A 13,086-nucleotide genomic window follows, 5' to 3' on the forward strand; every position below is an offset into this window, starting at 1 on the left:
ATCAATAATAAGCATCATGAAAAATACCACATTACAAACCGGTGTATTACAGCAGGTAGCTGCTGATGTTGAAGCTACGGGAGCTGCTTTTATAAAAACAATATTGGCCATTGATCCGGGTGATTTTAACCGGATTCCGTTTAAAGGCAGCTGGACTGCAGCACAGGTGGCCGAGCACATCCGTTTATCTGTTACGGGTACTATCGCCATATTTAACGCGCCTGTAATGGCAACCGACAGAGATCCCGGCCAGTATATTGATGCCGTAAAGGATATATTTTTAGATTTTGCTGCCCAGTATCCCTCGGCAGCGGCAATTATCCCGGCCGATAAGCAATACAGCAAAGAAGCGCTAAAAAACCAGCTTATTGCCATATTTGAGGAACTGCAGCAAAACATCCTGGCAAAAGATCTTACAGAAACATGCCTTGCGGCTGAAATTCCCGGCATGGGTCACCTCACCAGGTTGGAATGGACATACCTTGCGGTTTATCACACGCAAAGGCATGATCACCAAATAAAAAAGATCATTGGGATGTTTTAAGCCTTCAATTATAGAGCAGCAGAATGACAAGTTTATCCAACTTGCTCTGTAATTCAAGACGACTCACCCCGTCTGCGCTTCGCTGGACACCCCTCTCTGCGGCAAGCCGCAAAGAGGGAATTGCAATTATTTGAAATGAACTTGTTTATCTAAGTGTTTTTCACCCTCTTTCCGCCGAAGGCGAAGAGAGGGTCGCCCGCGTAGCGTGGCGGGGTGAGTCGAAACGTTTGCAAAGTTTACACCCAGAACTCTCCAAATTCCAGAATCCTTCGCTGCCTTGTCATCTCCCCAAACCGTATAATTAATTATATCTCAAACCTCCAATCTAAACCGCAATATTTAACATAAAAATCATATTGCATTTTAATTGCATTGCTGATATTTGGGCTTTTGCAAATTATCATTCGTATGAAGTTTAAATATCTGCTGCTTGTTTCCTTATCCCTGGCCACCGTTTCGGCATCGGCACAAAAAACTAAAACCAAAACTGCTGCAACAGCGCCGGCCACTGTAGCCCGCCCCAAACTGGTTGTGGGTATTGTTGTTGACCAAATGCGCTGGGATTATTTGTACCGCTATTATGACCGCTACCAGGCTGGCGGATTTAAACGCATGCTGAATGAAGGTTTTACCTGCGAAAACACCAATATAGATTATATACCAACCGTAACCGCCGCCGGCCACACCTGCGTTTACACCGGGTCGATACCGGCTATACACGGTATTGTGGGGAATGATTTTATTATACAGGCCACCGGCAAACCGGTTTATTGTACTGACGACAGTACGGTTACCGCCGTTGGCAGTACCTCAAAGGCAGGCCAGATGTCGCCGCGCAATTTGCTGGTTACTACGGTTACCGATGAACTGCGACTGGCTACAAATTTCAGATCGAAAGTTATTGGGATAGCATTAAAGGATCGCGGCGGTATTTTGCCCGCGGGGCATTCGGCAAACGCTGCTTACTGGTTTGATGATTCAAACGGCAGCTGGATAAGCAGCACCTATTATATGACCGACCTGCCTGCCTGGGTTAAAAAGTTCAATGACCAAAAACTGCCCGAAAAATATTTAAAGCAAGACTGGAACCCGCTTTACCCTATCAATACTTACATACAAAGCTCACCCGATAACAGCAGCCGGTACGAAGGTAAATTTAACGGTACCGATGCGCCAACCCTGCCGGTTAAAACGTCGCAGTTATATAATGGCAAATTGGGGATGATCCGGTCTACCCCATACGGTAACACCTTAACGCTTGATTTAGCCAAAGCCGCTGTTGATGGCGAACACCTCGGTAAAAACACCGTTACCGACTTTTTGGCTTTGAGCCTTTCATCAACAGATTATGTTGGTCACCAGTTTGGTCCAAATTCTGTTGAGGCAGAGGATACTTACCTGCGTCTTGACCGCGACCTGGCTTCGTTTTTTGCCTACCTGGATGCAACCGTGGGTAAAGGAAACTACACCGCATTTTTAACCGCCGATCACGGTGCTGCACATAACCCTAACTTTTTAAAGGACAATAAAATTCCGGCCGGAGTTTGGGACGACGGCGAAACCCAAAAAGAGCTGAATACCATGCTCAATGAAAAATACAAGGTAAATAACCTCGTTATCAGCATGGATAACTACCAGGTTAATTTTAATAATACTGCCATTAAAAAGGCGGGTATAAGTGAGGATGCCATTAAGTTTGATTGTATCCAATACCTGCAAAAGCAATCGCCTATAGCCTATGCTGTCGATTTAAAAAAGGTACAAACTGCCAACATTCCAGATAACCTGCGCAGCCTTATTATAAACGGTTATAATGAAGAACATAGCGGTGCCATACAAATAATATTAAAACCGGGATGGTTTACCGGCCACGGCACAAATGACCGCGGACCAACAGGTACAACGCACGGCACCTGGAACCCGTATGATACCCACATACCGCTGGTGTTTATGGGCTGGGGTATTAAGCACGGCAGCCTTACCCGCCAAACTCACATGACAGATATTGCCCCCACCGTAGCTTCGCTGCTGCACATACAAGCACCGGATGGCAACGTAGGCAACACCATAAGCGAAGTGCTGGTACAGGAAAAGCTTTAATCGGAGGTGGGGTTTCTGTGGTGTGGGGTCTGAGTTGGGGTCTGCATTTTGTTTAACAAGATTATGCCGATCTATAATTACTGATCACACACCACAGATATCAGATCTCACATAACAGACAACTGACCTCTCACCTCAGATACCAGACCTCAGAAAACCCTCTTACCAAAAATCCCGTAATAAGGGTATGAAAAAATACATCTCCAGGTTTCATTATTTAACACAGGATATGCCGGGTCGTACCCATGCGCAGCAGGTACAGATGGCTTGCGGCGCCGGTGCCAATTGGGTGCAATACCGCTGTATGACCAAACCCGAAGATGAACTGATAGATGAAATAAACGAAATAGCCGAAATTTGCGACGATTGGGGCGCAACCCTTATTATCACCAATCATTATGATCTGCTGGATAGGGTTGATGCCCAGGGTGTTCATATTGAAGATTTTGATGCCGATTTCGCCACAATCCGCAAAGTTATTGGTGATGATAAAACCTTAGGAGCATCGGCCACCAACTTGCCCGATCTGTTGGCCATACAAGCCCTTAACGTGGTTGACTATGTGGGCTACGGCCCCTTTGCCCATACCGATACCAAACCCAACGACAAACCTTTGCTGGGCTACGCCGGCTATCGCGAACTGGAAAAGTCGCCCGTCGAAATACCGGTAATTGCCGTAGGCGGCATTCGCTTAAATGATGTGGAGCAATTACTGCAAACCGGCATTTACGGAATAGCCATATCCGCCGCCGTTAACCTCGCACCAGATCCTGCAGCTATGCTTAAGGAGTTTTACAGGAAAATGTATTAGGTAATGGGCTTGCTTAGTAATGATATCTGCATTGTAAAATAAAAATAGCGTCGTTTTCTACTTTATAAACCAGCCGGTGTTCCAGATTGATCCTGCGCGACCACCATCCGGCTAAATTATGTTTTAAAGGTTCCGGCTTGCCCGAGCCCTCAAAAGGAATACGTTCTATTTCTTTGATCAGAGAATTGATCTTTTTTAGGATAGATTTATCGGTGGTTTGCCAGTACAAATAATCTTCCCAGCCCGGGGTAAGAAAGGTTATTTTCACTCCTCAATAAGCTTTCTTTCCTGGCCCAAACCATTATTGTATTCCTCAATACCTTTTAAAAGGCGAGCAGCGTTATTAGGGCTTTTAAGCAGGTAGAAGGTTTCCTCCATACTCTCATAATCGGCTTTGGAAATAACAACAACGTCCTCAGCGTTCACACTGGTTACTACCAGGGGTTTATGATCGTTCCTTACCTTATCCAAAAAAGATTTTAGCTGCTGCCTGAACGCGGTATAAGTAGTTACTTCCATCTGCTTAAAATTTAAATAAAGTTATAAATAAAAAACCGCATGTACAACTTGTTGTACATGCGGTTAATGTTGTTAAATATCAACCTTACTTTACCTTCATTTCCTTTTTCAAAAACTGGCCGGTAAAGCTTTCCTTTACTTTGCACAGCCCTTCGGGCGTGCCGCTAAAGAGGATCTTGCCGCCGCCCGAGCCACCTTCTGGGCCGAGGTCTATTACGTGATCTACCACTTTTATTACGTCGAGGTTATGCTCAATTACCAGTACGGTATTGCCTTTATCAACTAACTGGTAAAGTACACCCAGTAATACGTTAATATCCTCAAAGTGCAAGCCGGTGGTTGGTTCATCTAATATGTAAAAAGTATTGCCGGTATCTTTCTTTGATAGTTCGGTTGCCAGCTTAACGCGCTGCGCCTCGCCACCCGATAGCGTGGTTGACGATTGCCCCAGTGTGATATAACCTAAACCTACATCATTCAATGTTTTTACTTTGCGGTAGATAGATGGGATATGCTCAAAAAATGGTGTGGCATCTTCAATGCTCATATCCAGCACATCACTTATGGATTTTCCGCGGTAGCGTACTTCCAGTGTTTCCCGGTTATAACGTTTGCCGTTACATTCTTCACATGGTACCTGCACATCGGGCAAAAAGTTCATTTCTATTACCTTTTGTCCGGCGCCCTGGCAGGTTTCGCACCTGCCGCCCTTTACGTTAAATGAAAAACGACCAGGCTTATAACCCCTGATCCTTGATTCGGGCAGGGCTACGTACAGGTTACGGATATCTGAAAATACCCCGGTATAAGTAGCCGGGTTTGAGCGCGGTGTGCGACCAATAGGTGTTTGATCTATCTCGATAACCTTATCAATATTCTCCAGCCCCTCAATTTTTTCATAAGGCAGCGGATGTTTCTTAGCCCTGAAAAAGTGATGATTAAGGATAGGGTACAAAGTTTCGGTGATCAGGCTTGATTTACCGCTGCCCGATACGCCTGTAACCCCTATCAGTTTCCCCAGTGGGAAATCGACAGAAACCTTTTTTAAATTATGGCCCGTAGCTTTTTTAAGACTGAGGGTTTTGCCATTGCCTTCACTTCGTTTTGCGGGTATGGCAATGGAGCGCTCGCCGTTTATGTATGATGTGGTAAGCGTATGCTCTTTCATGAGCTGCGCGGGTGTGCCCTGTGCAACTACCTGGCCGCCGTGTACACCGGCTGCCGGGCCCATGTCAATTACGTGATCGGCTTCCAGGATCATATCCTTGTCGTGCTCTACTACCAAAACGGTATTGCCAAGATCGCGCAGATTTTTCAGGGCGTTTATAAGGCGTTCATTATCGCGCTGGTGCAGGCCAATGCTGGGTTCATCTAAAATGTACATTACGTTCATTAATTGCGAACCTATTTGCGTAGCCAAACGGATGCGCTGCGCCTCGCCGCCCGAGAGGGTTTTAGCCGTACGATCGAGCGTTAAATAGCTCAGACCAACGTCCAACAGGAACACGATACGCGCGCGGATCTCTTTCAGGATCTCTTTGGCAATTACGTTCTGGCGTTCGGTCAGCCTGTCTTCCAGTCCGGTAAACCAATCCTGCAGGTGGTTGATATCCATACAGGCCAGTTCAAATATATTTTTGTTATCTACCTTAAAGTGCAACGACTCTTTTTTCAAACGAGCGCCATCGCAGGTTGGGCAGGTTTTAAGTACGCGATAGTTTTCCATATCGTCCATACCCTCGTCATTGCGGCGTTCCTGCTGTTCTTCCAGCATGCGGATGATGCCGTCGAAAGTGATCTGGTAGCTTTGTACGTTCCATTTGTTGTATTCAACAGCAACGGTAATGGTATCGGGTGCGCCATTAAGAATGATATCCAGCTGCTCGCGCGTTAGCTTTTCAATAGGCGTAGTTAACGAAAACTCATACTTTTTAGCCAGCGATTTCAGCACCTGGAAAATCCATGTTTCACGGTATTCGCCAATTGGGGCAAGGCCGCCATGTGTAATGCTAAGTTTTGGATTAGGGATCACCGATGCCTCATCAACCTCAAAAATATAACCCAGGCCGTTGCACTTTTCGCAGGCACCATAGGGCGAGTTAAATGAAAAAGTGTTTGGCTGCGGCTCGTCATAAGAAATGCCGGATACCGGATCCATAAGGTATTTACTGTAGTAGGCCACATTGCCATCCTTGTCGCCCACACGGATGATGCCCTTGGCTATCTTTAATGCGGCTTGTACAGAAGTATATAAACGCTTGCTGTCCTTATCTGATACTACCAGCCTATCCACCACAATATCAATATCATGGATCTTGTAACGGTCAACCTGCATTTTGGGTTCCACATCGGCCATGGCGCCATCTATCCAAACCTTTAGGTAGCCTTGTTTGCGGATCTGCTCAAACAATTCGCGGTAATGGCCTTTACGGGCTTTAACTACCGGGGCCAGGATGTTAACCGGCTGTCCGTCAAATTTTTCGGTAATGGTTTTCAGGATCTGGTCTTCGCTCATGCGTTCCATTTTTTCGCCGGTAGTGTAGGAATAAGCATCCCCGGTACGGGCAAAAAGTAAACGCATAAAATCGTAGATCTCGGTAATGGTACCCACTGTTGAGCGCGGGTTTTTGCTGGTGGTTTTTTGCTCAATGGCAATAACCGGGCTCAGTCCCGATACCTTGTCAACATCGGGCCGTTCCATACCGCCCATGAACTGGCGCGAGTAGGCCGAAAATGTTTCCATATAACGGCGCTGCCCCTCGGCGTAAATAGTATCAAACGCCAGGGACGATTTTCCGCTGCCGCTTAAGCCGGTAATTACCGTAAGCTGGTTACGCGGAAAAGAAACGTCAATATTTTTTAAATTATGTACCCGGGCCCCGAAAACTTCAACTTCACTTTGCTCGCCCAGATCAACAGTTTTTTCTTTCGTCATGTATTATTAAGGATGATTTAGCGAATTTGTGCGTTAGTTTATCTGGAATCAGGATTTGCAGAATTTTAGGATTAACAGGATTGAGCTTTTATAGTTCTGACAACTCAATTAATTTGTCAATTTCCTTTAAACAATTCACTAAATCACTAATTCAATAACTCGCTAATTAGCCTGCAAATATACGCAAAAAAGGCCGACCTTCCATCTGGGAAGGCCGGCCTTAAAGTGCTCCGTAGTGTAATCTTATTTAATTATGACATTGACTATCAATATCAATTAAATGCTTAAAAATATAGTACTATGTTATTTCTAAGGGAATAATTACTTTATGGATTTTAGTTAAATGTCTTCTTACTTCGGTTTTAAAAGGGTCTTTTATAGGTATCCCCTTTATTAAACTATGTGCTCGATTAAAGTCTTCAGGTTTATGTACAACTTCAAGATTACGTTCAATTCTCACCTCACCTACATGCAGACTAACTATAGCATTATCTTTGGCAATCCCATTTCGTAGACGGGTTTCCTCGGGTGTACAATATCGAGCCCAATCAGTAGACATACCATCGCCTTTCGTTTGAAAAGCATTAGGTATTACTTTTGATGAAATAATGTATTGCTTATGTACTTTATAGTATAAAGTTTCATTGTTGTCAATGGACTCTGTTTCATAAATACAATCCATTTATTAAATTAAAAAGCTAATGGTAAAAATTTAAACATTGGTTCATCAGGATTGAAAAAACCATTGATTTTGTTAGTTCCATTGTCGTCCAATGAAAAAGAGGCATCGCCATGAAGCGGAATGTTTACGAGCATATTCAAATGAGAATAATCCCAATAAAAATCGATTGACCCCTCCGGCCCATGATAAATTTTGGGTGTTAAAATGCATTGCTTTTCTTTTGAAAAAACATGATTGGCATATTTAATAATGAATTTTATTCCTCTAATCCAAGAATCAGAACTATACATTCCACTATTTTTATCTTCCGAATCAATTTTTTGATTCAAAATATATTTTGAATCATTAATTTCTTTAATCAATAAAGAAAAAGAATTATCCAACAGTCCGAGAAATTTTGATTCATGCCAAATAGGCTGAGTTGACGCAGCAGTTTTTAGCGTTATAGGATTTTTAAGATGAGTTATCTCTTCTGATTCGACCGTATCTGTAAAAACATCTTGTATATACGCGGTACGAGGAGTATTTCCTCTTACTACCAACCAAGAATAGGCTTCACTCGGTTCTTTATATAGATCATTTGTGTTTGCCCATGAAGAACTTTTTGCTTTCCATGAATCAGATTGTCCGGGAACTTTTCTATTAGCTTTATTGTTATACAATTCTATCTTCATAATTAAATATAAATTATGTCATCATTATATTTAGCCTTTAGCAACTCATTACTTTCTTTAAGTTCTGTTAATTTATTAATTAACTCATTTAAGTCGTCAGCATCGAAAGAAAAAAACATTTGATTTTCTTCTTGATTTTCGCCTCTAAATCTAAGCTTCAAAACGTTATTCAACGCCAATCCTGATATTTGATTATTTGTTTTAATGGGTTTCAAATCACTAAAAACACTAAATCCCGTTAATAAATTTGAATTTTGAGATGTTAAATAGGATGCTATAGATGTTAATAAGAGATTGGGGTTATTAATGGTAAGTAGTGTTTTTATAGCATTATCAACTTTAGATTTATCCTCGTCTTCAATTTCATACCTAATTGCAGAGTTAGTTACAACATTTTTGATAAAATCCTCTTGATTATAATTATTTAGATTTATTGTTCTTAACAGTACAAAGTATACACCAATTATAACAAACGCATTATCATAGCTTAACGAGGTCACTTGCGCGATCTTATCAGCAGTTATATCGTAGGTTTGCCCTTTTGCAAAATTATTAAAGACTTGTATAACACAATCCTTATCATTTACACTTAGATTCTCAAATAGAATTAAGACATCCAAGTCATCTTTGGGAATAGATAAATTTTTCATAATAGTTTTAGGAAACTTATCAAATATATATTTATAAACATTACAAAGTATAACTCGTCCGTAATTTTTTTATTGTACCGAGATTCTTTCATTAATTTAAATAGGAATCTTTCCTTTAGAATTTATTATACCCAAAAAAAGGCCGACCTTCCATCTGGGAAGGCCGGCCTTAAAGTGCTCCGTAGTGTAATCTTATTTAATTATGACATTGACTATCAATATCAATTAAATGCCAGCAATTGCGGTGCAGGGGTAATTACAGAATTGTTTTTATACCCATACTTTGCAGGCTGCTCAATAACTGCTTTCATGGCAATAAGCTTATAAATGTATGAACCGGTTTCGCGGTTTAAGCTCATGCGGAAATAGTTATCTTCGTTTTGCTTATTAATGGCGCGTTCTAATTTAATAGAGCCATTGTTATAAGCGGCTGCAGCCAGCGTCCAGCTGTTAAATTCACCGTATAGTTCTTTAATATACTTGCAGGCTGCAATGGTTGATTTGCGAACGTTAAGCCGCTCGTCAACCCCATGCCCAACCTTTAGGCCGTAGGTACGCGCGGTACCGGGCATAAATTGCCATAAACCATTGGCTCCCTTTGGCGAAACACCTTCTTTAAGGCCCGATTCAACCAGTGGGATGTACTTAAAATCGTCTGGGATGCCGTAAAACTTTAAAATTGGCTCAATAATAGGAAACAATTTTTCTGCCTTGCGGTGTAAAATGTTCGATTGAACAGCTTTAAAATCATGCTGCCTGAGCGATTTGTTTAGTTTGCGGTTAACCCTTGCGTCATTAACGGGTAATGCTTCATCTGCAAAATTAAATGCTGCAGAGGCGCTTTTAATAAAAATAAAATTCGAGTTCCTGTGGCTTAATTCAGTCGGTTTTGCAACCGTTTCGGCAATTGTTGTGCTGAAAATATTAAGCTTTGAAATGAGAACCAGCACCAGCATTACGGAGCACGTAAGTAAGTGTTTTTTAATCATTTCTTTCTTTATCATTAACTATACATTAGGTAAAATGTGCTGCAAAGGTATGTCATACAAATCACATAATCAAATACTTAGCAAAATGCTAAATTTATTAGTGGCGGTTTTCGGTCTAAAAACCGTGTTTAAAACTGTTTAAACCGCGTTTTTGTTTGATGATATTTTTTTGATTTTTTTGCTCCAACTTACCCAAAAAAGCGTAACTTTGACCCTCACGCTGCGAAAGCGCTAAACAAAAAAATATGGTATTTAAAAGACCTACCGGTAGTCGCGATGACAGGCCAAAAAGTTCAACTGGCCGAAGCTCAAAAAGCGACGATAGACCCAAAAGACCAGCAACGGCTAAAGGCAAAGCCACTCCAAACGGAGAAAAGAAAAAATTCACCAAGCCCGAACCAAAACCTTTCCAGAGCAATCGCTTCAGCGATGATAAGCCCAAAAGCAGTTTTAGGGATGGTGCAGCATCTGGCGGCAAATCATCAGCAAGGCCTCGTCCTTACTCTGGCAGGCCAACTTCAAGTGACGGCCCGTCAACCGGCGATAAAAAATCATTCTCGCCACGCAGTAAGCCGTACAGCGGCAGGCCATCAGCAGGTGGTGATGACGAAAGACCAAAAAGAAACTTCGGTGCAAGCTCCGGCTCGGCCGAAAGAAAACCATATAGCGGCAGGCCATCAGCAGGTGGTGATGACGAAAGACCAAAAAGAAACTTCGGCGCAAGCTCCGGCTCGGCCGAAAGAAAACCATACAGCAGCAGGTCATCTGCCGAAGGCGATGGTGAAAGACCAAAAAGAAGTTTCGGCAGCAGTTCTGCTGGCGATAAAAAACCATACTCATCTCCACGTACCCGTACATCAAATACCGATTTTGGCGATAAGCCCAAAAGAAGCTTTGGCGGTGAGAGCGGCGGCGACCGTAAATTTGGCGCTAAACCTGGAGAAAGATCAACAGACAGAAAATTCAGTGAAAGACCAGCCGCTGGCGGATTTAAAAAACGCGAGGGCGATTCTTTTAAAGATAAACCATATGATGCCGATGCGCCTAAACGCAAACCGGTATATGATAAAATAACTAAAGACAGAGATGCACCTGTTAAAACCCTGCGCGGCCGTAAAAATGCCGGTGAAGGTAAAAAAGCAAAAGACGACGGGCTGATACGCCTTAACCGTTACATTTCAAACGCAGGTATCTGCTCTCGCCGTAAGGCCGATGAGCTTATTATTGCCGGTGTGGTATCTGTAAACGGTGTGGTGGTTGATGAGCTGGGTGCCAAGATAGATCCGATGAAGGATGAGATCAAGTACAATGGCGAAACCCTGCGTCGTGAAAAAATGGTTTACGTTTTATTGAACAAACCAAAGGACTACATTACCACTACCGAAGATCCGCAGGAACGCCGCACTGTAATGCACCTTGTTGAAAAAGCAACCAAGGAACGCATTTACCCAATTGGCCGTTTAGACAGGAACACCACCGGTTTGTTATTAATGACAAATGATGGCAGCCTGGCCGATAAGCTTTCGCATCCGCGCAGCAACATCAGCAAACTGTACCAGGTAGAGTTAAGCAAAAGCTTATCACAAGGTGATTTAAACAAGATCACTTACGGTATTGAACTGGAAGACGGTTTAATTAAGCCCGATTCGGTATCATACGTGGCCGGTGCATCAAAAAGAGAAGTAGGGATACAGATCCATAGCGGTAAAAACCGTATTGTACGCCGTATATTTGAAAGCCTTGGTTACGAGGTGGTAAAGCTTGACAGGGTGGTTTACGCCAACCTTACCAAGAAGGACCTGCCACGCGGCCGCTGGCGCCATTTAGAGGAGCAAGAGATCATTCAGCTTAAACACCTGATCAAATAATTAAAAAATGCCCCGTTAAACAACGGGGCATTTTTTTTGTCAATTTTACTACCTTGCATATTATAACATAATACCAATATGAAGAAAGTTCTTTTGATGATAGCGTTGTTAAGCCCCTTGCTTAGCTCCGCACAAAATAAATCCAATAAAAAAACAGGGCCTAAAACCTACGACCTGGTGGTGGGTACCTATACCACGGGTAAAAGTAAAGGCATTGTTGTTTATCGTTTTTATGTAGAGAGCGGTAAACTGGCCTACCTGAGCGAAATTGACGATGTAACCAATCCATCGTACCTAACTGTTAGCAAGAACAATCATTTTATATATGCGGTTAATGAATTGCCCAAGGGCGAAGTAAGCGCGTTTTCTTTCGATGCTAAAACCGGTAAAATGGCTTTCATCAACAAGCAATCATCCGCAGGGGCCGATCCATGTTATATTGCTGTAGATAAGGACCAGAAAAATGCTTTGGTGGCCAACTACTCCAGCGGTACGGTTGCCGTGCTGCCCATTAATAAAGATGGTTCATTGGGTGCCGCCATACAAACCATAAAAGGCGAAGGCAGCGGACCAAATAAAGACAGGCAGGCATCGGCCCATGCACACATGTCGGCCTTTTCGCCCGATGAAAAATATGTGTTTTATAATGATTTAGGTACCGATAAGGTAAACATATTCCGTTACCACGCGGGCAAGGAAGTTCCGCTTGTTCCGGCCGATCCGGCATCGGTAAGTGTTGAGGCGGGAGCAGGCCCAAGGCACATTGATTTTTCGGCAGATAAAAAACATGCTTACCTGTTAACAGAAATGGGCTCATCTGTTGTGATGTATGATTATAACAACGGCAAGCTCACCCAAAAGCAGGTAATTACCATGCTGCCCGATGGCTTTAAAGGCCAAACAGGCGCGGCGGCAATCCATGTATCGCCGGATGGCCGTTTCCTTTACGCATCTAACCGGTTAGAAACCAACGAAATTGTGGTATACGGTATAAACCAGGAAAACGGGATGCTTACGTTTGTGCAGCGCCAATCGAGCTATGGCAAAAACCCGCGCGATTTCGCTATAGACCCAACAGGCAAGTTCATGATTGTAGCCAATCAAAACAGCGACAATATGTACGTTTTCCGGATAGATCAAAGCTCCGGTCGCATTTCCCAAACCGGCATCAAGATAGACATCGGTAACCCCGTTTGTTTGAAGTTTGTACCCTCTGAATAAGGTGAAAGGTGAAAGGTGAAAGGTGAAAGGTGAAAGGTGAAAGGTGAAAGGTGAAAGGTGAAAGGTGAAAGGTGAAAGGTGAAAGGTGAAAGG

The 13,086-nt window shown here is 43.0% G+C and carries 12 protein-coding genes; 5 read left to right on the forward strand and 7 right to left on the reverse strand.

All coding sequences use genetic code 11. The annotated features are described in order from the left end of the window. Window positions 1-16 precede the first annotated feature (16 nt). The 3 genes from BLS59_RS19635 (at window position 17) to BLS59_RS19645 (ending at window position 3,455) form a co-directional block, all read left to right on the forward strand. Window positions 17-544, forward strand: a complete 528-nt coding sequence (locus BLS59_RS19635) for a DinB family protein (protein ID WP_091151733.1) — start codon at window positions 17-19, stop codon at window positions 542-544. 408 nt (window positions 545-952) lie between these two features. Beyond that, entirely contained in the window at window positions 953-2,644 is a 1,692-nt protein-coding gene (pafA, locus tag BLS59_RS19640) for an alkaline phosphatase PafA (RefSeq protein ID WP_091151734.1), read from the forward strand. Between the two features lie 187 nt (window positions 2,645-2,831). Beyond that, window positions 2,832-3,455, forward strand: a complete 624-nt coding sequence (locus tag BLS59_RS19645) for a thiamine phosphate synthase (RefSeq protein ID WP_091151737.1) — start codon at window positions 2,832-2,834, stop codon at window positions 3,453-3,455. Window positions 3,456-3,468: 13 nt separating this feature from the next. Here the strand turns inward: BLS59_RS19645 and BLS59_RS19650 are convergent, their stop codons facing one another. The 7 genes from BLS59_RS19650 to BLS59_RS19680 all read right to left on the reverse strand — a co-directional run bounded on the left by BLS59_RS19650 (window position 3,469) and on the right by BLS59_RS19680 (window position 9,919). Next, on the reverse strand, window positions 3,469-3,723 hold the full coding sequence (locus BLS59_RS19650) for a Txe/YoeB family addiction module toxin (protein ID WP_091151738.1): 255 nt from the start codon (window positions 3,721-3,723) through the stop codon (window positions 3,469-3,471). Beyond that, window positions 3,720-3,974, reverse strand: a complete 255-nt coding sequence (locus tag BLS59_RS19655; RefSeq protein ID WP_091151740.1) for a type II toxin-antitoxin system Phd/YefM family antitoxin — start codon at window positions 3,972-3,974, stop codon at window positions 3,720-3,722. Before BLS59_RS19655 ends, BLS59_RS19650 begins: the two co-directional genes overlap by 4 nt. An 85-nt stretch (window positions 3,975-4,059) precedes the next feature. Then, complete coding sequence (uvrA, locus tag BLS59_RS19660) at window positions 4,060-6,909, reverse strand: excinuclease ABC subunit UvrA (RefSeq protein ID WP_091151742.1); 2,850 nt, start codon at window positions 6,907-6,909, stop codon at window positions 4,060-4,062. Window positions 6,910-7,207: 298 nt separating this feature from the next. Beyond that, window positions 7,208-7,591 carry a hypothetical protein gene (locus tag BLS59_RS19665; RefSeq protein ID WP_091151744.1) on the reverse strand — a complete coding sequence of 128 codons (384 nt, stop codon included), beginning with the start codon at window positions 7,589-7,591 and terminating at the stop codon, window positions 7,208-7,210. A gap of 8 nt (window positions 7,592-7,599) precedes the next feature. Beyond that, window positions 7,600-8,265: a hypothetical protein gene (locus BLS59_RS19670; RefSeq protein ID WP_091151745.1), complete on the reverse strand. Its 666-nt coding sequence runs from the start codon at window positions 8,263-8,265 to the stop codon at window positions 7,600-7,602. A gap of 2 nt (window positions 8,266-8,267) precedes the next feature. Next, window positions 8,268-8,915: a hypothetical protein gene (locus BLS59_RS19675; RefSeq protein ID WP_091151748.1), complete on the reverse strand. Its 648-nt coding sequence runs from the start codon at window positions 8,913-8,915 to the stop codon at window positions 8,268-8,270. 221 nt (window positions 8,916-9,136) lie between these two features. Continuing rightward, window positions 9,137-9,919: a lytic transglycosylase domain-containing protein gene (locus BLS59_RS19680; protein WP_240315287.1), complete on the reverse strand. Its 783-nt coding sequence runs from the start codon at window positions 9,917-9,919 to the stop codon at window positions 9,137-9,139. A gap of 230 nt (window positions 9,920-10,149) precedes the next feature. On the opposite strand from BLS59_RS19680, the gene BLS59_RS19685 reads away from it, so the two are divergent. Continuing rightward, the gene (locus BLS59_RS19685; protein WP_091151750.1) at window positions 10,150-11,772 is read left to right on the forward strand and encodes a pseudouridine synthase; all 1,623 of its coding nucleotides are present in this window, start codon (window positions 10,150-10,152) and stop codon (window positions 11,770-11,772) included. Window positions 11,773-11,850: 78 nt separating this feature from the next. Continuing rightward, window positions 11,851-12,993: a lactonase family protein gene (locus BLS59_RS19690; RefSeq protein WP_091151752.1), complete on the forward strand. Its 1,143-nt coding sequence runs from the start codon at window positions 11,851-11,853 to the stop codon at window positions 12,991-12,993. The last annotated feature ends 93 nt before the right edge of the window (window positions 12,994-13,086 follow it).

It is taken from the genome of Mucilaginibacter pineti (assembly GCF_900101875.1).
Classification (GTDB): Bacteria; Bacteroidota; Bacteroidia; order Sphingobacteriales; family Sphingobacteriaceae; genus Mucilaginibacter; species Mucilaginibacter pineti.